This is a genomic window from Paenibacillus sp. 19GGS1-52 (assembly GCF_022369515.1).
GTDB lineage: Bacteria > Bacillota > Bacilli > Paenibacillales > Paenibacillaceae > Paenibacillus_AQ.
In genome coordinates this window covers 210,618-231,431 of the sequence record NZ_CP059724.1, presented here as the reverse complement: position 1 = coordinate 231,431, position 20,814 = coordinate 210,618, and the positions used below count along the sequence as shown (strand labels likewise).

Annotated in this window: 18 protein-coding genes and 1 rRNA gene; all 19 read left to right on the top strand. The window is 47.9% G+C overall.

Annotated features, from left to right (window positions below):
- Window positions 1–28: 28 nt before the first annotated feature.
- The 19 genes from ftsH to H1230_RS00995 all read left to right on the top strand — a co-directional run bounded on the left by ftsH (window position 29) and on the right by H1230_RS00995 (window position 20,578).
- Window positions 29–2,083 carry an ATP-dependent zinc metalloprotease FtsH gene (gene ftsH, locus H1230_RS01085; RefSeq protein WP_239713844.1) on the top strand — a complete coding sequence of 685 codons (2,055 nt, stop codon included), beginning with the start codon at window positions 29–31 and terminating at the stop codon, window positions 2,081–2,083.
- Window positions 2,084–2,352: 269 nt separating this feature from the next.
- Window positions 2,353–3,291 carry a quinolinate synthase NadA gene (nadA, locus tag H1230_RS01080; RefSeq protein WP_239713843.1) on the top strand — a complete coding sequence of 313 codons (939 nt, stop codon included), beginning with the start codon at window positions 2,353–2,355 and terminating at the stop codon, window positions 3,289–3,291.
- A 39-nt stretch (window positions 3,292–3,330) separates the two neighbouring features.
- Window positions 3,331–4,947 (top strand): L-aspartate oxidase, encoded by a 1,617-nt coding sequence (gene nadB / locus H1230_RS01075; RefSeq protein ID WP_239713842.1) that lies wholly within the window; start codon window positions 3,331–3,333, stop codon window positions 4,945–4,947.
- Window positions 4,937–5,812 (top strand): carboxylating nicotinate-nucleotide diphosphorylase, encoded by an 876-nt coding sequence (nadC, locus tag H1230_RS01070; RefSeq protein WP_239713841.1) that lies wholly within the window; start codon window positions 4,937–4,939, stop codon window positions 5,810–5,812. The genes nadB and nadC overlap by 11 nt, the downstream gene beginning before the upstream one ends.
- On the top strand, window positions 5,809–6,576 hold the full coding sequence (locus tag H1230_RS01065) for a type III pantothenate kinase (protein WP_154122723.1): 768 nt from the start codon (window positions 5,809–5,811) through the stop codon (window positions 6,574–6,576). The genes nadC and H1230_RS01065 overlap by 4 nt, the downstream gene beginning before the upstream one ends.
- Before the next feature lie 47 nt (window positions 6,577–6,623).
- Complete coding sequence (gene hslO / locus H1230_RS01060) at window positions 6,624–7,508, top strand: Hsp33 family molecular chaperone HslO (protein ID WP_239713840.1); 885 nt, start codon at window positions 6,624–6,626, stop codon at window positions 7,506–7,508.
- 9 nt (window positions 7,509–7,517) lie between these two features.
- Window positions 7,518–8,462, top strand: a complete 945-nt coding sequence (locus H1230_RS01055) for a peptidyl-prolyl cis-trans isomerase (RefSeq protein WP_239713839.1) — start codon at window positions 7,518–7,520, stop codon at window positions 8,460–8,462.
- Window positions 8,463–8,703: 241 nt separating this feature from the next.
- Window positions 8,704–9,642, top strand: a complete 939-nt coding sequence (gene cysK, locus H1230_RS01050; protein WP_154122726.1) for a cysteine synthase A — start codon at window positions 8,704–8,706, stop codon at window positions 9,640–9,642.
- A gap of 382 nt (window positions 9,643–10,024) precedes the next feature.
- Window positions 10,025–11,602, top strand: coding sequence for an anthranilate synthase component I family protein (locus tag H1230_RS01045; protein WP_239713838.1), 1,578 nt, complete (start codon window positions 10,025–10,027; stop codon window positions 11,600–11,602).
- 4 nt (window positions 11,603–11,606) lie between these two features.
- Complete coding sequence (gene pabA, locus H1230_RS01040; protein ID WP_239713837.1) at window positions 11,607–12,188, top strand: aminodeoxychorismate/anthranilate synthase component II; 582 nt, start codon at window positions 11,607–11,609, stop codon at window positions 12,186–12,188.
- Window positions 12,185–13,066 (top strand): aminodeoxychorismate lyase, encoded by an 882-nt coding sequence (gene pabC / locus H1230_RS01035; protein WP_239713836.1) that lies wholly within the window; start codon window positions 12,185–12,187, stop codon window positions 13,064–13,066. The genes pabA and pabC overlap by 4 nt, the downstream gene beginning before the upstream one ends.
- Window positions 13,063–13,917, top strand: a complete 855-nt coding sequence (gene folP, locus H1230_RS01030; protein WP_239713835.1) for a dihydropteroate synthase — start codon at window positions 13,063–13,065, stop codon at window positions 13,915–13,917. Before pabC ends, folP begins: the two co-directional genes overlap by 4 nt.
- A 33-nt stretch (window positions 13,918–13,950) precedes the next feature.
- Window positions 13,951–14,313: a dihydroneopterin aldolase gene (gene folB, locus H1230_RS01025; RefSeq protein WP_154122731.1), complete on the top strand. Its 363-nt coding sequence runs from the start codon at window positions 13,951–13,953 to the stop codon at window positions 14,311–14,313.
- A 10-nt stretch (window positions 14,314–14,323) separates the two neighbouring features.
- Complete coding sequence (gene folK / locus H1230_RS01020; protein ID WP_239713834.1) at window positions 14,324–14,872, top strand: 2-amino-4-hydroxy-6-hydroxymethyldihydropteridine diphosphokinase; 549 nt, start codon at window positions 14,324–14,326, stop codon at window positions 14,870–14,872.
- Window positions 14,839–15,033 (top strand): helix-turn-helix domain-containing protein, encoded by a 195-nt coding sequence (locus H1230_RS01015; protein ID WP_345773425.1) that lies wholly within the window; start codon window positions 14,839–14,841, stop codon window positions 15,031–15,033. Before folK ends, H1230_RS01015 begins: the two co-directional genes overlap by 34 nt.
- 30 nt (window positions 15,034–15,063) lie before the next feature.
- Window positions 15,064–16,083, top strand: a complete 1,020-nt coding sequence (dusB, locus tag H1230_RS01010) for a tRNA dihydrouridine synthase DusB (RefSeq protein WP_239713832.1) — start codon at window positions 15,064–15,066, stop codon at window positions 16,081–16,083.
- 200 nt (window positions 16,084–16,283) lie between these two features.
- A complete protein-coding gene (gene greA / locus H1230_RS01005; protein WP_154122735.1) occupies window positions 16,284–16,760 on the top strand; it encodes a transcription elongation factor GreA in 477 nt (158 codons plus the stop codon).
- Between the two features lie 329 nt (window positions 16,761–17,089).
- Complete coding sequence (gene lysS / locus H1230_RS01000; RefSeq protein ID WP_239713831.1) at window positions 17,090–18,610, top strand: lysine--tRNA ligase; 1,521 nt, start codon at window positions 17,090–17,092, stop codon at window positions 18,608–18,610.
- Window positions 18,611–19,020: 410 nt separating this feature from the next.
- A 16S ribosomal RNA gene (locus tag H1230_RS00995) occupies window positions 19,021–20,578 on the top strand.
- The last annotated feature ends 236 nt before the right edge of the window (window positions 20,579–20,814 follow it).

Genomic DNA, 20,814 nt, shown 5'->3' with positions numbered 1-20,814 from the left:
ACTTGAGTGTTGTGAGAGGAGGTAGGGGATGAATCGGTTCATCCGGAATTCCGGTTTTTATTTGATTTTATTTTTAGTCGTGGTGGGCATTGTCCAGTTTGTAAGTAATGGTAATGAAGCCGCCGATTTCCCTAGATACGACGAGTTGCGGCAGGAGCTTAAGAAGGACAATGTGAAGACTTTGACAGTTCAGTTTGAAGGTAACGCTTTTGCGGTTACAGGCGAATATAAAGAATTGCCGACTGATGCTAAATCGAAAAGCTTCTCCACATATGTTCCTCCTACAGATGCTGCCCTTAATGAGCTGGTTGCGGCCAGTGATGCTAACGGCGTGGAGTTTACACAGAAGAAGATGCAAGGGGACAGTATTTGGCTGACGTTCCTTTCATCCATCATTCCGCTGGTTATTATGTTCATCCTGTTTTTCTTCCTGTTCAATCAGGCGCAGGGTGGCGGCGGTAAAGTTATGAATTTCGGCAAGAGTAAGGCTCGGTTATACAATGAAGAGAAGAAGAAAATTAGCTTTGAGGATGTTGCAGGAGCAGACGAAGAGAAGCAAGAGCTTGTCGAAGTCGTAGAATTCCTGAAAGATCCGCGTAAATTCGCTGCTGTAGGTGCTCGTATACCTAAGGGCGTATTGCTTGTAGGCCCTCCAGGTACCGGTAAAACTTTGCTGGCTCGTGCGGTCGCAGGTGAGGCTGGCGTTCCTTTCTTCAGTATATCTGGTTCCGATTTTGTAGAAATGTTCGTCGGTGTCGGTGCTTCACGTGTACGTGACTTGTTCGAGAATGCCAAGAAGAATGCCCCTTGTATCATTTTTATTGATGAGATTGATGCAGTCGGTCGTCAACGTGGTGCCGGACTTGGTGGCGGACATGATGAACGCGAGCAGACACTGAACCAATTGCTTGTTGAGATGGACGGCTTCGGTGGCAACGAGGGTATTATTATTGTGGCTGCTACCAACCGTGCTGATATTCTTGACCCCGCCTTGCTTCGTCCGGGACGTTTTGACCGTCAGATTACGGTTGACCGCCCTGATGTTAAAGGCCGTGAAGCCGTACTGCAAGTCCATTCCCGTAATAAACCGTTGACTAAAGATGTACGTCTTGACGTTGTCGCCAAGCGTACGACTGGCTTCACGGGTGCGGATTTGGAGAATTTACTTAACGAAGCGGCTTTGCTTGCTGCACGCCGTAACCGCAAGGACATTTCGATGAGAGAAGTGGACGAAGCGATTGACCGTGTTATCGTAGGTACTGAGAAACGCAGCCGTGTTATCAGTGACCGTGAGAAACGCATCGTGGCCTACCATGAAGCAGGCCATACTATCGCGGGTTATTTCTTGGAACATGCTGATATGGTGCATAAAGTAACAATCATCCCACGTGGACGCGCTGGTGGATATGTCATTATGCTTCCTAAGGAAGACCGGATGATTGTTACCAAGCAAGAGTTGCTTGATAAGGTTACCGGATTGCTTGGTGGACGTGTTGCTGAGGAATTATTCATTGGCGAAATCGGCACAGGAGCTTATAGTGACTTCCAGCAGGCTACGCGTATCGTGCGTGCCATGATTATGGAATATGGAATGAGTGAGAAGCTTGGACCTATGCAGTTCGGCACATCCCAGGGTCAGGTATTCCTTGGCCGCGATATTGGGCATGAGCAGAACTATAGTGACTCCATAGCGTATGAGATTGATCAGGAAATGCAGAACTTCATTAGTGCAAGCTATGAACGTTGTAAAGAGCTGCTGACCAAACACTCCAAAGAAATGCATTTGATCGCGAATACTCTGCTTGAGAAGGAAACGCTGGAACTTGATCAGATTTCACAGTTGATTGAACAAGGCTACCTGAACGAGGATGGTAAACCAGAGGAAGGCGAGAACGTTACTCATGAAGCCGGAGAACCTATAATTGATTCTATCGGTGATGTACGTGTTCGTATTCAAGGCAAATCTGATGATACCCAGTCCTCATTGGGAGATTTGTCCAAAGGAATTCCGAACAAACCGGATTCAGAGCCTGAAAAGGGTCCAGATGATGGAAATAAAGACGGAGGCGGAAGCCTTGTCTAATATGCCTATCAATTAAATGGCGCTAGCTTATCCGGAGAACGCAACTGTTCTCCGGATTTTTGTTTCTTTCAACCACCTATAAGGCTGTTAAGTCCTTGCCTGGTTACATTGACAGAGGCTGGAACGTTGTGTACATTAATGATTAATATATTAATTAATATATTACTAAGATTTGCGAACCTGCATATTCGTTGTTCGACGTGGGGACTTGTAACTTTATCTGAATGCGCCGGCGTAAAGCCGCGAAGACATAAGGGGGAGAACTATCAGTGGAAGCTCTGGCGCTGGAGCGCAAGCAGGAACAGAATCGTGAACTTCGTGTACGTCTCGAAGAGCTTAAAAAAGAACGGAACGCAATCATCTTGGCTCATTATTATCAACGTGATGAAATTCAGGAGGTCGCAGACTTCCGGGGAGACTCTTTTTTACTGGCTCAGAAGGCAGCAGAGACCGATGCTGATGTTATAGTATTCTGTGGTGTTCATTTTATGGGAGAAAGCGCCAAAATATTAGCACCCAACAAAATCGTACTCATTCCTGATGAACGTGCCGGCTGCCCAATGGCCGATATGGTTAATGTAGATGGTTTGCGCAAGCTCAAAGCCCAACATCCCAATGCTAAAGTTGTTACCTATATCAACTCATCTGCGGAAATTAAAGCAGAGACCGACATATGTTGTACCTCTGCCAATGCCGTGAGAGTGATAGAATCGTTGGATGCTGAAGAAATCATCTGGGTACCCGATAAAAACCTAGGCCAATACGTTCAGGATCAGACCGGCAAGAAAATGATCATCTGGGAAGGCTACTGCAATACTCATGACATGCTTACGGTTAAAGATGTTGTAGAAATGAGAGCTAAATACCCAGAGGCTGAATTTGTTGTTCATCCGGAGTGTCGTCCTGAGGTGGTTGCAATGGGTGATTTTGTAGGCAGCACCACAGCGATTCTTGAATATTGCCGGAAATCCGATCGTCGCCAGTTTATTGTCGGAACAGAGGACGGTACCGGATATCAGCTACGTTTGGATAGTCCAGACAAGGAATTTCATTTTGCTACGAAGTTTCTCGTGTGCCCTAATATGAAAGTTAATAATTTAAAAAAACTGGTGAAATGCCTGGAGACAATGAAGCCGCAGATTTACGTTCCGCCCGCTGTCGCCGACAAAGCCAGAACCTCCCTAGAGCGCATGCTACAAGTCCGGTAGCATGCGCTACTCTTTCGTTGAAACAGGTGAAAAGCGGTCATGATTCCACAATATTTGATTGATTTCGACCTCCGAGATATTCCAACCGTAAAGACAGATTGTATTGTCATCGGTTCAGGTATCGCCGGATTGTTTACAGCTATCAAAGCCAGTGAAGATCGGCGTGTTATTATGATAACCAAAAAATCGCTGATGGAGAGCAATACCCGTTACGCACAAGGTGGGATTGCCGCTGTTATTGCTGAGGATGATTCCCCGGCGTACCATCGACAGGACACACTGATGGCAGGAGCAGGCCTATGTTCGTCGGCTGCTGTTGATGCATTGGTTAACGAAGGTCCGGAGGGTGTACATGAGCTAATTCGGTTGGGAACGTTGTTCGACAAGGAAGACGGTGTGCTTGCGTTAACTCAGGAAGCAGCGCACAGTCACCGTCGTATTTTGCATGCTAACGGAGATGCTACCGGATATGAGATTGTGCGAGCGTTGGTAGAGCAGGTGGCGGAGCATAAGAATATTGAAGTGTGGGACGATCATTATGTGATTGATCTTATTACGGAGAACGGCGAATGTGTAGGTGCCTTGCTGCAACGGCCAGGCGGCGGACGCTTATTTCTTCAGGGGGATGCAACCATATTATGCTCCGGAGGAGCAGGACAGCTGTATCGCTATACCACGAATCCCGAAGTAGCGACCGGAGATGGTGTGGCTATCGCTTACCGGGCTGGAGCGCATATTCGGGATATGGAATTTATTCAGTTTCATCCGACAGCGTTAAGCTATCCTGGGGCACCTCGTTTTTTGATTTCGGAAGCTGTTCGTGGTGAAGGTGCAGTGCTGCGCAATATTAAAGGAGAGCAGTTTATGGATCGTTACCACGAGCTGCTTGAACTTGCGCCGCGTGATATCGTGGCCCGGGCGATTGTGAGTGAGATGGAGCTTACGAAGTCAACTTTTGTATATCTGGATATTACACATGAATCAGCAGAGATGGTGAAGCACCGTTTCCCAACGATTTATGAGACCTGTATGAGTTATGGACTGGATATTACGAGTGATTGGATCCCGGTGGCTCCTGCTGCGCATTATATGATGGGGGGCATTAAGACCGATCTAAATGGGGAAAGCACGATCTCCCGTCTATTTGCTTGCGGTGAAGTATCCTCTACTGGGCTGCATGGAGCAAATCGTTTGGCGAGTAATTCCCTGTCTGAGGCGCTAGTATTTGGGAGACGGATTATTGAACGGATTCATGAGCTTCCGCCGCTGGGGCGCGACGTGGTCTCTGGTGGTAGCCATGAGGGCCGTGTTGAGACGCCAACACAAGCAATTGTGGAACGACGTTTGAAGCTGCAGAAGGTAATGGTTCGTTATGCTGGACTGCGGCGCAACGAAGAGATGCTGTCCAAGGGATTAGAGGAATTGAAACGGCAACTGCCGATTTTCGGATCCGTTTTGTCGAAGCGTGAGGAATACGAGTTCGCCAATATGCTGACTTGCTGTCTGTTGGTAACGGAGTCGGCACTGGCACGGGAGGAGAGCCGTGGGGCGCATTATCGTGAGGATTATCCAACGCGAAATGATGCACAGTGGCAGAAACACCTGCTCCAGATTCGCGAACTAGGAATAGTGGAGGAATTAAGTGATGATGTTTAATGGATATAACGAAGAGCTGGTACAATCCATCAAAGGTTGGTTGAGTGAGGATGTAGGTTCCGGGGATGTAACGACCCGTACAACGATAGCAGTAGGTCATGAATCTAAAGGTATTATACATGCCAAAGAGGACGGTGTAATCTGCGGTATTCCTGTAGCGGAGTTGGTTTTTGAGATTGTTGATTCCTCATTGAACTTTTCGGTCCTTGTAGAGGAAGGTCAGACTGTAACGAAAGGGACTGTAATCGCGGAGGTAGAGGGCAGCACTCACGCGATCCTGACTGGCGAACGGCTTGCACTTAACCTGATGCAGCGTCTTTCCGGTGTGGCGACACGGACGGCTTCATTCGTGCAGGCTCTGGATGGACTGCCGACACGTCTTGTAGATACTCGTAAGACTACGCCAGGCCATCGGATGCTGGAGAAATATGCTGTCCGGATCGGCGGCGGTGCAAATCACCGCTTCGGTTTGTATGATGCAGTGATGATTAAAGACAATCATATCAAAGGGGCCGGTGGTATTCGTCAGGCAGTAGGACGTGCCCGGGCCAATATTCCACATACGATGACTATTGAAGTGGAGACGGAAAGCTTGGAACAAGTTGAAGAGGCCTTAGCAGCAGGAGCCGATATTATCATGCTTGATAATATGTCCACGGATATGATGAAAAAGGCAGTCGGTATCATCAAGTCCAAGGCACCGCATATCAAGACAGAAGCTTCGGGTAATGTCACTTTGGAGAGCGTGCGTGGAATAGCTGAATCGGGTGTCGATGTTATTTCTGTGGGCCGTCTTACTTACTCCTTCTCCAGTCTGGATATCAGTCTGGACCTGAACGCCAAGAAGGAGGGTCCTCTCTCATGATGCTTGCCATCGATATCGGCAATACTAATATCGTTCTTGGTGTATATAGAAAGCGTGAGCTGCTGCACCACTTCCGTCTTAGCACGGCTCGTCAATCTACCGTGGATGAGTACGGTGTATTGATTCATAATCTGTTTCATATGGCGGATTTATCTTTTAAGGATGTGGAAGGGGTAATTATTTCCTCTGTAGTTCCGCCGCTAGTCCAAACCATCGTTGATATGTGTGTGAAATATATTGGCAGAGAGCCATTGCTGGTGGGGCCTGGGATCAAAACCGGGCTTAATCTGCGCTATGAGAACCCGCGTGAAGTAGGTGCAGACCGCATTGTTAACGCTGTTGCTGCTATTGAGCAATATAAATGTCCGCTTGTTGTTGTTGATTTTGGTACCGCAACGACCTTCGATTGTATTGATGCAGGTGCTAATTACCTTGGCGGGGCTATTGTTCCCGGATTGGGGATTTCTACAGAAGCGTTGTATCAACGGGCTTCGAAGCTGCCGCGGATTGAATTAGAGAAGCCCAAGAAAGTTATTGGCCGCAACACGGTACATGCGATGCAAGCAGGTATTATTTTTGGCTATGCCGGTCAAGTTGAGGGTATTGTAAGGCGTATTAAGATCGAAATGAACGCGCCTGTGCTAAAAGTAATCGCCACGGGCGGCCTTGCTCCGCTAATTGCGGGTGAGACGGATTGTATCGACGAAGTGAATCCGCTGCTTACCCTGGAAGGCCTACGCATTATTTATGACCGTAACAAATAAAGATAAAGAGAATTATGAGCATAGAGATAGGAGTGAGCATGTACCCAATGGAGAAAAAGAAGGATCGGCTAATTCGCGGAACTGCGCTGAAGGGTAAAGTTAGAGCCTTTGTTGTTCGCACAACAGAACTGGTCGATGAATTACGGCGCCGGCATGATACGTATCCCACGGCGACGGCCGCTCTGGGACGTACAGTTACTGCTGCGGCCATGATGGGGGCAATGCTCAAGGGCCAGGAGAAGCTGAACATTATAGTCAAGGGCGATGGACCAATCGGACAAATTGTTGCGGAGTCCAACGCTTTAGGAGAAGTAAGGGGTTACGTACATCATCCCCATGTTCATTTACCGAGCAACAGTTTGGGCAAGCTGGATGTCGCCGGCGCAGTGGGCACGGATGGTTTCATTGATGTCATTAAGGATTTAGGGATGAAGGAGCCATACCGCGGTAGTGTGCCGATTATATCCGGTGAAATTGGGGATGATCTTACTTATTATTTTGCTGTTTCCGAGCAGACACCGGCCGCAGTAGGGCTCGGAGTGTTAGTGGACACGGATAATTCTGTGATTGTCGCCGGAGGATTTATCGTTCAGCTTCTTCCGGAACTTACGGATGCTGAAATTACGGAGATTGAAAAGGCTATAGCGGCCATGCCTTCGGTCACCGCCTTATTGGATCAGGGGCTAGAGCTGGAGGAAATGTTGCGGTTGCTTTTGCCGGATGCGGTTGTATTAGAAGAACTGGATATTAATTTTGCTTGTCAATGTTCACACGAACGAGTAGAGCAAACACTGATCAGTTTGGGCCAGGTTGAGCTGGAGCGATTGATTGAAGAAGATGAAGAGGTCGAGGTTGTATGCCATTTTTGCAACGAGGCTTATGTATTCAATAAGGACGAATTACAGGTTATCCTGGAACAAGCGAAATCGTAGGGCCATGTGATGATGACAAGACAGGAACGCGCGCTGCGCAATGCCGTTATTACACTTGCGGTTGCAACACTAATACTTGGGGGTTTTTTATTCTGGAGCCTTCGTGCCATGGCTATTCTTAAGGGAGATACAACAGATGCAGAATCCTCGGATATCGCCACTGCGGGAGGACAGCCGGTTACTGATCAGCAATGGGTTGATGAGCTGAAAAAAAAGCATGGCGATGAAGTACTGCTGGGCATGCTTAACCATATCGTAGTCAATAAGGAAGCCGAGGCGCTGAAAATTATCGTTACGGATAACGAGGTACAGCAGGAGCTGAAGCGCACCATGGAAGGGTATGGTTCAGAAGAGCAGTATTATGAGCAAATGCAGTCTGAGCTTGGACTGTCCCGTCAGGAAGTACTTGAGGAGACTGTGTATCGTTTGACGCTTCAGGCTATAGCTACAGTCGGGATCACGATTAGTGAGGCGGATATTGACGATTATTTAAAGCAGAATGCAGATCGCTTCCGTCCAAAAAAAGAAATGCAGCTCTCTATGATTAAGGTTTCCACTTATGAAGAGGCACAGAAGGTCATGGACCGGCTGGAGCAGGGTGAGGATTTTGCTGCTCTGGCTAAAGAAGTCTCTATCGATGAAGAAAGTCGCCCACGTGGGGGCAGCCTGGGAACCGTGGAGGAAGATGATCCATTTTGGCCGGAAGAGATGCTTAAGACAGCTGCTGGTTTAGATGTGGGGGATATAGCAGGTCCTCTGCAGACTGGAGATAACTTTGCTGTCATCCGTCTGGAGAATATAAATGCTCCTAAAGTGCCGGATCAGAAGGAAATTCGGGCGTTGGTACGTCAAGAGCTGGCTCTGGGTCAAGCGGCTCCTCTACAACAAGTAGAAAGCGATTTGCGCGCTAAATATGATACATCAATATATATTGACAACGGCCTTCAAGATTGATAATATGAGATTAAATGTAAAACCTACTGTTTTAGTCGGAAATAACTAACGGCGGACGATAATTTAACCGCCGAACAGCGTTATAACTTGGCCGCTGCGGCGTTGAATATCCCGGTGAAGATCTGTCGTCCCCATAAGATGATAAGCTGCTGTCTCCTCCACACCTGGACTCATATGCTGAAGACTTTTGTCACAAGTTACGCATTCCTATCTGTTTATTATTTCAAGGAGGTTTTTGCTCATGGCTAAAGTCGTCAACAATATTACTGATCTAATTGGTGGTACTCCGCTTGTCCGTTTGAACCGTGTGGTACCGGAAGGTTACGCAGATATCTATTTGAAGTTGGAATACCAGAACCCAGGCTCAAGCGTGAAAGACCGCATTGCTATAAGCATCGTTGAAGAGGCTGAGAAAGATGGCCTGTTGAAGCCAGGTGGAACAATTGTAGAAGCAACTAGCGGCAACACAGGTATTGGTCTGGCCCTCGTAGCTGCAGCAAAGGGTTATAAGGCTGTTATTGTAATGCCAGAAACCATGAGCTTGGAACGTCGCAACCTGCTGCGTGCCTACGGAGCGGAACTGGTGCTGACACCAGGATCAGAAGGCATGAATGGTGCAGTTAAGAAAGCAGAACAAATTCTAAGCGAGAACCCGGAATATTTCCTCGCTGAACAATTTAAGAATAAAGCAAATGTGAAGATCCACCGCGAAACAACAGGACCTGAGATCGTAGAAGCCATTGAGTCTATCGGCGGACCACTGGATGCTTTTATTGCTGGTATCGGTACAGGCGGCACGATTACTGGTGCTGGTGAAGTTCTGAAAGCTCAATATCCAGATGTGAAGATCTATGCTGTAGAACCCGCTGCTTCACCAATCTTGGCAGGCGGCAAGCCAGGCCCACACAAGATTCAGGGGATTGGTGCTAACTTTATCCCAGATATTCTTAACCAGGATATTTATGATGAAATCATCCATGTTGAGAACGATGAAGCGTTTGAAACTGCACGTCGTGTAGCCAAAGAAGACGGTATCCTGACAGGTATTTCTTCAGGTGCCGCTGTATTCGCAGCGCTTAAGGTTGCCAAGGAACTCGGTGCAGGTAAAAAGGTTGTAGTTATTATCCCAAGTAACGGTGAACGTTACCTGAGCACACCGCTGTACAACTTTGAAGTATAATCATTAAGATCACTTAATGCAGACCAGGGCTTTCATTTCCACTATTATAGTGGTGCTGAAGGCTCTTTTTTTTAAAATATAAGAATTTAAATGTTGCGCATTATAACTTATCCTTCTATTTTTACGAGAAACGTCTATCGTCCTTAATGACGGCAGACGTTTCTTCTTACTGTTCGGGCTTTTCAAAGGGGCCCTAAGTGCAGTATACTGACAGGCAATATACTCTGGGTGACTCAGATACCCACGAAGCGAGTTTTATTGCGAAGTAGAAATCAAAGTAGCCTATGCTTCATAAAACTAAGCGAATGCTTACGAAGCAAGTTTTAATGCGAAGTAGAAATCAAAGTAGCCTATGCTTCATAAAACTTTTAGGAGGATGGATTTGGAGATCATAACGGCATGGGATGATTGGGAGCAGTGGGCGAGGGAAGACTGGAGCACACTCCCGCTAATTATAAAATCACCGCAGAGCACCGGTGGGCTGCCCTTATCCTGGAAGGCGGCTTGGGAAATATCTTCACCATACTCTGTGGTATTAGAGAGTGGTAAAGGCGGGCGCTACACGTACCTAGGCCTAAGGCCCGTATCTGTGTTGAAGGGCAAGGGAGGGAGCGCCGAGGGCTTTAATCCTTCTCTTGAAGCTATAAATACTATGTACGAAGCAACGGTGCTACAAGGACAACCGCTGGATCTGCTGCAGCGTTGGATGTCAGGCTTTACCTCTCCGCGATTATTGAATCCCGGAATCCCACCTTTCCTTGGCGGATGTATCGGCTTCCTTGGATATGACGTGGCCCGTTCTTTGGAGCATTTACCCTCTCTTGCACTGGATGATCCCGGCTTTCCTGATTACCTGTTCATGAGGTTTGAGGAGGTATGGATTTATGATCATGAAGAGGACATGCTCTATTGTGCAGTTCATATGCCAGTTCCAGTTAAGAACTCTAATGAGAATTTAAAAAGCATCTATTTAAGCGCTATAGAGCAGGCGAAGGAGATGCTGAAACATTGGCAACTCATATCTTCGGCCCAGGGCCTGCCGGAAGATAGTGGAGAGACTGCTGAAGCTCATGCTGCTGGATCAGGAGAATGGCCAGGTATGACTTCGGCTTTCTCCCGCGAACAGTTTCAGCAGGCGGTACTCGACGTTCAGGAGTACATTCGCCAAGGCGATGTATTTCAAGTGAACCTGTCGCTGCGTCAGGAGGCGCAACTAAAGTCATCGCCGGAGGATGTCTACGAATGGCTGCGCAAGCTCAACCCGTCCCCGTACATGGGGCTGCTGCGCTCCCCCGGGTTTGCGCTATCCAGCGCTTCGCCTGAACTGCTTGTCAAGCTGCACGGGGACAGCGTGAGCGCCCGGCCCATCGCTGGGACCCGGCGCCGGGGAATGACTCCCGCGGAGGATGCCGCCATGGAGGCGGAGCTGCGCGGGAGCGACAAAGAGATCGCCGAGCATATTATGCTTGTCGATCTGGAGCGCAACGACATCGGACGTGTCGCTGCATATGGATCTGTCAGCGTGCCCGAGCTGATGACCGTGGAACGCTATTCTCATGTGATGCATCTCGTATCACAGGTAGATGGCAAGATAGCGCCTGGCAAAGATGCCTATGATGTTATGGCAGCCTTATTTCCGGGGGGGACGATTACCGGCGCACCCAAGGTAAGGACGATGGAGATCATCGAGGAGCTGGAGCCTGTTCGACGTGGACCCTATACCGGATCTATGGGCTGGATTGACTATAACGGCAATATGGAATTAAATATTATTATACGAACACTAGCAGTGAAAGATGGGATTGGTTATATTCAGACAGGCGCAGGTATAGTGATCGATTCTGATCCATACCGCGAGTACCGTGAATGCCATAATAAAGCCAAAGCGGTAGTAAAGGCGGTTCTCTGCAGTGAAAGACAGCAGGAATCCCGAATACCGACGGCGCCGAAGGGGGAGTAATACCATGATTTTGGTCATTGATAACTATGATTCCTTTACGTATAACCTGGTACAATATTTGGGTGAACTTGGTCAAGAGGTTAAGGTATACCGCAACGATGAGATCAGCATAGAGGAGATCGAACAGCTGGCTCCAGACCATATCCTGATTTCTCCGGGACCCTGTACGCCTAATGAGGCTGGGATCAGTCTGGAATTGCTGCACCATTTCAAAGGCATCATTCCGATATTTGGAGTATGTCTGGGACATCAGGCCATTGGACAAGCTTTTGGGGGCAATGTTATTCGTGCCGAGCGTTTAATGCATGGCAAGACATCACCTATCCATCACAACGGTACATCTGTATTTGAAGGGTTGGAGTCTCCTTTTACGGCAACCAGATATCACTCTTTGATCGTTGAGCGGGAGAGCTTGCCAGATTGCCTTGAGATTACTGCAGAGACTGCAGAAGGTGAAATTATGGCACTTCGCCATAAAGAGTACCCGATCGAAGGTGTGCAGTTCCACCCAGAATCTATTATTACAGAGCATGGTCGTACGATACTGAGCAATTTTCTGAAACGGAGAGCTGGAGAACCAGCATGAATTATATAGGTTTCAATAATGGCGTGCTCGACGCCAAGGATGCCAAGGTTTCTGCCCTGGATCACGGTTTTTTGTACGGTATAGGCTTGTTCGAGACTTTCCGCACCTATGGAGGAGTCCCATTCCTGCTGGAACGACATTTGAATAGGCTGGCAGAGGGCTGCAAGCAGCTAGGCATACCCTTTGAGCCGGATTCTGCAGGTCTGCAGGATTGGATAAAGCGGGTTATGGACAAGAATGAATTGAAGGAAGCGTATATCCGGTACACGGTGACGGCTGGCGAGGATATTCTGGGTTTGCCAGCGGGGGACTACTGTCAGCCTAATCATTTGCTCTATATCAAGGAGCTGCCGCATTTTCCTAATAATCTTTATAGTCACGGCAAAGAATTACAGCTGTTATCTTTGCGGCGTAATACACCGGAAGGTCCGGTGCGTTTCAAGTCATTGCACTATATGAACAATATTTTAGCCAAACGTGAGCTTTCCGGCTATGCATCCGCGGCTAATGGAGCGGAAGGGCTTATGCTTACCTCAGAAGAGATGATAGCTGAGGGGATCGTAAGCAATGTCTTTTTTGTAAAAGACAATATACTCTACACACCAGATATAGCCACTGGAATTCTGCCCGGAATTACCCGGGAAATGGTAATTGAGCTAGCCCTTGCAGCAGGACTCCCAGTAGAAGAAGGATTATACGACTGGGAGCAGCTGAAGGCTGCCGATGAAGTATTTCTTACGAATTCCATACAGGAAATTGTCCCTGTTACTACGCTGTGGCAAAAAGCTGAGCGATTCCTTGTAGGCAAAGGCCGCTGTGGAAGCTTTACAACGAAATTAATGACTCTATATAGAGAAAGGACGGAACTACAACCTTGAGACCGGTCATATATAAGCGGACGTACCGCTGCGGAAATACACAGCTGGAGCTCGGAGCACGTACGTTAGTTATGGGTATCCTCAATGTAACGCCGGATTCTTTTTCCGATGGAGGCTTGTGGGCTGATCCTGACAGAGCGGTGGAGCATGCGCTGCGCATGGCTGCAGAGGGGGCTGATATTATCGATATCGGCGGTGAATCTACACGCCCCGGACATGAGCCGGTAGGGGTGCAAGAGGAGTTGTCACGTATTTTGCCTGTCATAGAGAGCATTCATCGTGCCGCTCCCCATCTACCGCTGTCTGTGGATACTTATAAAGCAGAAGTAGCACGACAGGCCATAACTGCAGGGGCTCATATTATCAATGATGTGTGGGGCTGCAAGGCTGATACGGAAATGGCGAATGTAGCCGCGCAGGCGGATTGTCCGATTATTTTGATGCACAATCGCCATGATCGTAACTATGCTGACCTAATCTCGGATATGTCTACCGATTTGCTCGAGAGTGTAAATCTTGCGTTAGCCGCAGGCGTTAAACCCTGCAACATCATATTGGACCCGGGCATAGGGTTTGCCAAGGATTATAATGAGAATCTTCAGGCTATGATGTCTCTGGACACCTTATCGGAATTGGGCTATCCGCTACTACTGGCGACGTCTCGCAAAAAATTCATCCGCGCCGCGCTAGATCTTCCGTCGGACGATGTTGTGGAAGGAACGGCTGCTACAGTAGCATTTGGCATAGCCCAGGGTTGTCAGATAGTGCGGGTGCACGATGTATCGCTAATTAAGCGTACCGTCCTAATGTGTGATGCCATGTTATATGCCACTCCAACTTCAGTAGATTAATGAAAACCATCACACAACAAAGGCGGTTATCCTATGGACAAAATGACATTGCACCGGATGGAATACTACGGGTTTCATGGTGTTTTTGAAGAAGAACGCAAACTAGGTCAGCGCTATTACATTGATTTGGAGCTGGAGCTTGATCTGCAGGGGGCTGGCCTCAACGATGATTTGGAGCAAACTGTAAATTATGCGGAAGTGCATGGGCTTGTTAAAGATATTGTCGAAAAAAAATCCTTTAAACTGATTGAGGCTTTGGGAGAATATATTGCAACCTCTGTATTGGACACTTATACTATTATCAATGCAGTAACGGTCAAAGTGACCAAGCCACATCCGCCGTTCGACATTCATTTTCAGGGAGTGACTGTAGAGCTACGCAGAACGAGAAAGTGAGAACTCAACCATGAACATACATTCCACCTCTGAGGAATCAGAGGCTTATATTGCTTTAGGGGCCAATTTGGGCGACCGTGAAGGAACCCTGAAGGAGGCTTTGAACAGGCTGGACAATCACGATGGAATTAAGGTTATTCGCTGCTCCGGGGTATACGAGACAGAACCAGTCGGTTATCTGGACCAGCCGCAGTTTCTGAATATGGCGGCCGCATTGCGCACGACACTCGCACCAGAGGACTTGTTGGAAGTCATGCTAGAGATCGAAACACAGCTTGGTCGTACCCGGGATATTCGTTATGGACCAAGAACTGTAGATTTGGATTTGTTGTGGATAGAAGGATTAACGCTTGATACGCTGCATTTAACACTGCCGCATCCACGGATGTTTGAGCGGGCCTTTGTACTTTTTCCACTCAGCGATATCGTACCACAGGATGAACACTTCGGACTCCGCAAGCTAGTTACAACAGCGCTCCAAGACATAGATGGGAAAGAAGGAATTCGGCTGTGGACAACAAGCGTATGGGACGGCGGGTCAGGGCATTCCGTAAGCTGAAAGGCTTGACCCAACAGGAGCTCGCAGATCGTACTGGAGTTTCCTTAGCTGTGCTTGGTGCAGTTGAGCGGGGTAATAGACGACTAGAAGATCAAATTTTAGATAAAATTGCAAATGTTCTCGAGGTAACGACCCAAGAGCTGGCGAATCCCTCCTCATAAGAATACGAAAGAGAATAAGGAAGTGATAAGATGCTGAAGATTGGCGACATTGAAATGAAGAATCAGGTTGTTCTGGCTCCGATGGCTGGCGTATGCAATCCAGCGTTCCGCCTGATTGCCAAGGAATTTGGTACAGGGTTGGTTTGTGCGGAAATGGTAAGTGATAAGGCTATTCTGCATGGAAATCCGCGCACGCGGGAAATGTTGTTTGTGGACGATCGGGAGAAACCGCTAAGTTTGCAGATTTTTGGCGGAGATCGTGAATCATTGGTAGAAGCGGCGAAAGTGGTCGATAAAGAGACGAATGCAGATATTATCGACATCAATATGGGTTGCCCTGTGCCGAAAGTAACCAAATGTGATGCAGGAGCCCGTTGGCTGCTGAATCCTGAGAAAATTTATGAAATGGTGTCTGCAGTCGTAGAAGCTGTTGATAAGCCCGTCACTGTAAAGATGCGAATTGGTTGGGATAGCGAGCATATTTTTGTAGAGGAAAATGCACGTGCAGTTGAACGTGCTGGGGGCAAAGCTGTCAGCGTACACGGCCGAACTCGGGAGCAGCTTTATACGGGGCATGCCGACTGGGATTATATTAGACTGGCTAAACAAGCCGTTTCGATTCCCGTTATTGGTAATGGCGATGTGAATACACCTGAGGATGCCCGGGCTATGCTCGATCAGACTGGCTGTGATGGCGTTATGATTGGGCGTGCGGCCCTCGGTAATCCGTGGATGTTATATCGGACGATACAGTATCTGCAGACCGGCGAGCTAATGCCTGAACCTGGACTTGAAGAGAAGATGAAGGTTGCGATTCTTCACATGGACCGGTTGATTGAACTTAAAGGTGAATACGTAGCCGTTCGTGAGATGCGGAAGCATCTGGCTTGGTATTTGAAGGGCTTAAAATCTGGGGCCCGTGTGAAGGACGTCATCATGGAAGGCACGAAGCGCGACGAAATGGTGAAGATTTTGCTGGATTTTGTCGAACAGATAAAGTATGACGAAGCACGCAGTGGGAGTTCTGAGGCGTCCCTTTCGGCGGTATAATCGTTATTTTCCGAACTTCAGTTGATTACACTGAACAATATATGGGGTATCATTGACATTTTGTAGCGGTTCCAATATAATTTCTCAGTATAAAATCGCCGTTACAGCACGAGCAATGCAACATGGAGGGTTCTTATCCCCCAGATTCGCATATAGTATGGTGTTTTCAATAATTGTATACGACAGGAGAATCGGTTGAGATGAGCGATAAAGAAGTCATCCTTACGCCGGGCGGGCTAAAACGTCTGGAAGAAGAACTAGAGATGCTTAAATCTGTGAAACGCCGCGAGGTGGCCGAACGGATTAAGGTGGCGATTGGCTACGGAGATATCAGTGAGAACTCGGAGTATGAAGACGCGAAGAACGAGCAGGCTTTTATTGAGGGACGCGTTATCACTCTAGAGAAGATGCTTCGCAACGCGCGCATCATCAATAGCGACGAAATTGTTACCGATGTGGTCAGTATTGGAGTTACCGTAAGCGTCGAGGATATGGAATATGGCGATGTTATGGAATATACGATTGTCGGCTCGGCCGAAGCAGATCCTTTAAAGAATAAGATTTCTAACGAAAGTCCAGTAGGTAAAGCTATTATTGGTAAGAAAAAGGGCACCGTCGTAGACGTTAGTGTTCCTGCAGGCGTTATTCAATATAAAATTCTTGATATCAGAATGTAGTGATTGTACAGACCTGAGCGTTTGTAAATTGACTTACTGCTTTATGTATACCCGTTTAGAGGTATAATCGGCAGTAGAGGAAATAGGTTTGGGAAAGCTTCCTTAGGGAAGCTTTTTTCAAACTATAAGAATTTATAGGTTTCACACGATAAATTATCCTTATATTTCTCGAAGAAACGGATGCCATCCCTAAAAGGACGGCTTAGCCGTTTCTTCCTGACATCATTATGAGAATATGGGTGTAGAGAGGAACGGATGCGTCCCTAAAAAGGCGGCTTAGCCGTTTCTTCTTGTGTATATGACATACAGATTTAAAGGGGATGAAGAGTGTGACCGAAGAAATAAACAATGTGGACATCTCAGAGAATGAACTTAGTGAGCTGCTGCAAATCCGCCGTGCCAAATTGGACGAGCTGCGTGGATTGGGTATTGATCCATTTGGTAAAAAGTACGAGCGTACAGCTAACGCTGGAGATCTTATGTCCAAGTATGATGGGCAGACCAAAGAAGAATTGGACGAGCTAGCTGTTGAAGTCAGCATCGCCGGCCGTATCATGGCAAAACGGGGTATGGGGAAAGCGAGCTTCGCACAACTGCAGGATCTTAGTGGCAAAATTCAAATTTACGTCCGTCAAGATGCTATTCCTGAAGAGCAATACGCTGCCTTCCGTATTTTGGATCTCGGCGACATCATCGGAGTTCGCGGAGTGGTATTCAAGACCAAAACAGGTGAGACCTCAATTAAAGTACACAACCTTGAAGTCTTGTCTAAATCTTTGTTGCCACTCCCGGAGAAATACCACGGCCTTAAGGACGTGGATTTGCGCTACCGCCAACGTTATGTCGATCTGATTATTAATCCGGAAGTACAGCAGACCTTTATTGCCCGCTCGCGGATCATTCAAGCAATGCGCCGTTATCTGGATTCGCTGGGATATCTCGAAGTCGAAACACCTACGTTACACTCCATTGCTGGCGGTGCTGCTGCACGTCCATTCATTACACATCACAATGCGCTAGACATGCAGCTGTACATGCGAATTGCCATTGAGCTGCATTTGAAACGCCTTATTGTAGGTGGCTTAGAGAAAGTGTACGAAATCGGCCGGGTTTACCGTAACGAAGGAATGTCAACACGACATAATCCGGAGTTCACTATGATTGAGCTGTATGAAGCTTATGCGGATTACAAGGACATCATGCATCTGACAGAGAGTATGATCGCTCATATTGCTCAAGAAGTGCTGGGAACTCAGAAATTGAACTACCAAGGTCAGGAAGTAGATCTGACGCCAGGCTGGCGCCGCGTAACCATGGTCGATGCTGTCAAAGAAGTAACGGGTGTCGATTTCAGTGTGCAGATGACCGATGAGGAAGCCCATGCTCTGGCCAAAGAACACCGTGTGCCCGTCGAGAAGCACATGTCCTTCGGACATATCCTTAACGCCTTCTTTGAGCAATTTGTAGAAGAAACGCTGATTCAACCTACATTTGTAACAGGACATCCAGTTGAAATTTCGCCGCTTGCTAAAAAGAACGAATTGGATGCGCGCTTTACCGACCGTTTCGAGCTGTTTATTGTGGCGCGTGAGCACGCAAATGCATTTAGTGAACTCAACGACCCGATCGATCAGCGCCAGCGTTTTGAAGCGCAAATTCAGGAGAAAGAGCAAGGCAACGATGAAGCACATGAGATGGACGAGGATTTCATCCGCGCTCTGGAATATGGTATGCCTCCTACAGGTGGGCTGGGTATCGGAGTTGACCGTCTGATTATGCTACTTACTAATTCCGCATCGATTCGTGACGTATTGCTATTCCCACATATGCGTAACCGTACAGCTGAATAATGACTTGATTCGTCAATACTACAACATCCAAGGGAAGCTGTTTAGCTACGGCTTTCCCTGGGGAGTATTGTTCCGATAGAACATTCCGAAATAAAGCTTGCAATGAATCTCCAATCATGATATATTCTAAGTCCGGCCGAGAGACATCAACGCCGAGCACGAAAATGAAATAAAAAAGTGCTTGCATTACACGAATGAATATGATATATTATAAGAGTTGCTGGTGAGACATTAAACGCCGACAACGAGAACTTGATCTTTGAAAACTGAACAACGAGTGAGTGGGATTTTACGAAAGTAAAATCCAAAAGAAGATGAGTTTCACAGCATTTATGCTGGAGTAAACTTGTCGGTTGAGAATGTAAATTCTCGTCAGAGGTTTCAAAATGAGCAATCGCTCTTTTCAATACAAATTGGAGAGTTTGATCCTGGCTCAGGACGAACGCTGGCGGCATGCCTAATACATGCAAGTCGAGCGGAGTTTTGTTGAAAGCTTGCTTTCAACAGGATTTAGCGGCGGACGGGTGAGTAACACGTAGGCAACCTGCCCCATAGCCTGGGATAACTACCGGAAACGGTAGCTAATACCGGATAATTCCTTTTCCCACCTGGGAAGAGGATGAAAGACGGAGTAATCTGTCGCTGAGGGATGGGCCTGCGGCGCATTAGCTAGTTGGTGGGGTAACGGCTCACCAAGGCGACGATGCGTAGCCGACCTGAGAGGGTGAACGGCCACACTGGGACTGAGACACGGCCCAGACTCCTACGGGAGGCAGCAGTAGGGAATCTTCCGCAATGGGCGCAAGCCTGACGGAGCAATGCCGCGTGAGTGATGAAGGTTTTCGGATCGTAAAGCTCTGTTGCCAGGGAAGAACGTCTTATAGAGTAACTGCTATAAGAGTGACGGTACCTGAGAAGAAAGCCCCGGCTAACTACGTGCCAGCAGCCGCGGTAATACGTAGGGGGCAAGCGTTGTCCGGAATTATTGGGCGTAAAGCGCGCGCAGGCGGCTATTTAAGTCTGGTGTTTAAACCTTGGGCTCAACCTGAGGTCGCACTGGAAACTGGGTGGCTTGAGTACAGAAGAGGAAAGTGGAATTCCACGTGTAGCGGTGAAATGCGTAGATATGTGGAGGAACACCAGTGGCGAAGGCGACTTTCTGGGCTGTAACTGACGCTGAGGCGCGAAAGCGTGGGGAGCAAACAGGATTAGATACCCTGGTAGTCCACGCCGTAAACGATGAGTGCTAGGTGTTAGGGGTTTCGATACCCTTGGTGCCGAAGTTAACACAGTAAGCACTCCGCCTGGGGAGTACGGTCGCAAGACTGAAACTCAAAGGAATTGACGGGGACCCGCACAAGCAGTGGAGTATGTGGTTTAATTCGAAGCAACGCGAAGAACCTTACCAGGTCTTGACATCCCTCTGAATCCGCTAGAGATAGCGGCGGCCTTCGGGACAGAGGAGACAGGTGGTGCATGGTTGTCGTCAGCTCGTGTCGTGAGATGTTGGGTTAAGTCCCGCAACGAGCGCAACCCTTATGCTTAGTTGCCAGCACGTTATGGTGGGCACTCTAAGCAGACTGCCGGTGACAAACCGGAGGAAGGTGGGGATGACGTCAAATCATCATGCCCCTTATGACCTGGGCTACACACGTACTACAATGGCCGGTACAAAGGGCTGCGAAACCGCGAGGTGGAGCGAATCCCAACAAAGCCGGTCTCAGTTCGGATTGCAGGCTGCAACTCGCCTGCATGAAGTCGGAATTGCTAGTAATCGCGGATCAGCATGCCGCGGTGAATACGTTCCCGGGTCTTGTACACACCGCCCGTCACACCACGAGAGTTTACAACACCCGAAGTCGGTGGGGTAACCCGCAAGGGAGCCAGCCGCCGAAGGTGGGGTAGATAATTGGGGTGAAGTCGTAACAAGGTAGCCGTATCGGAAGGTGCGGCTGGATCACCTCCTTTCTATGGAGAATCGTTTCCTGTAACGGAAACATTCGAACAGAAGCCGCAAGGCTTCTAGTAAACCCTTAGGGTTTGCACACACTCACTCGTTGCTCAGTTTTGAGAGTTGAAGCTCTCAATTTTGTTTTGTCTGTAAGGACGAACAAAAACTTGATCCTTGAAAACTGGATACCGAAACGAATTTGCGTTTTAGAACATTTTATCTGTCGCTTGTGTAAACGAGCGAAAGTGTATTA

Bases quoted from the DNA above. Each gene is read 5' to 3' on its own strand.
- ftsH (WP_239713844.1), top strand. From the start codon at position 29: ATGAATCGGTTCATCCGGAATTCCGGTTTTTATTTGATTTTATTTTTA.
- nadB (WP_239713842.1), top strand. From the start codon at position 3,331: ATGATTCCACAATATTTGATTGATTTCGACCTCCGAGATATTCCAACC.
- nadC (WP_239713841.1), top strand. From the start codon at position 4,937: ATGATGTTTAATGGATATAACGAAGAGCTGGTACAATCCATCAAAGGT.
- H1230_RS01065 (WP_154122723.1), top strand. From the start codon at position 5,809: ATGATGCTTGCCATCGATATCGGCAATACTAATATCGTTCTTGGTGTA.
- hslO (WP_239713840.1), top strand. From the start codon at position 6,624: ATGGAGAAAAAGAAGGATCGGCTAATTCGCGGAACTGCGCTGAAGGGT.
- H1230_RS01055 (WP_239713839.1), top strand. From the start codon at position 7,518: ATGATGACAAGACAGGAACGCGCGCTGCGCAATGCCGTTATTACACTT.
- cysK (WP_154122726.1), top strand. From the start codon at position 8,704: ATGGCTAAAGTCGTCAACAATATTACTGATCTAATTGGTGGTACTCCG.
- pabA (WP_239713837.1), top strand. From the start codon at position 11,607: ATGATTTTGGTCATTGATAACTATGATTCCTTTACGTATAACCTGGTA.
- pabC (WP_239713836.1), top strand. From the start codon at position 12,185: ATGAATTATATAGGTTTCAATAATGGCGTGCTCGACGCCAAGGATGCC.
- folB (WP_154122731.1), top strand. From the start codon at position 13,951: ATGGACAAAATGACATTGCACCGGATGGAATACTACGGGTTTCATGGT.
- folK (WP_239713834.1), top strand. From the start codon at position 14,324: ATGAACATACATTCCACCTCTGAGGAATCAGAGGCTTATATTGCTTTA.
- H1230_RS01015 (WP_345773425.1), top strand. From the start codon at position 14,839: ATGGGACGGCGGGTCAGGGCATTCCGTAAGCTGAAAGGCTTGACCCAA.
- dusB (WP_239713832.1), top strand. From the start codon at position 15,064: ATGCTGAAGATTGGCGACATTGAAATGAAGAATCAGGTTGTTCTGGCT.
- greA (WP_154122735.1), top strand. From the start codon at position 16,284: ATGAGCGATAAAGAAGTCATCCTTACGCCGGGCGGGCTAAAACGTCTG.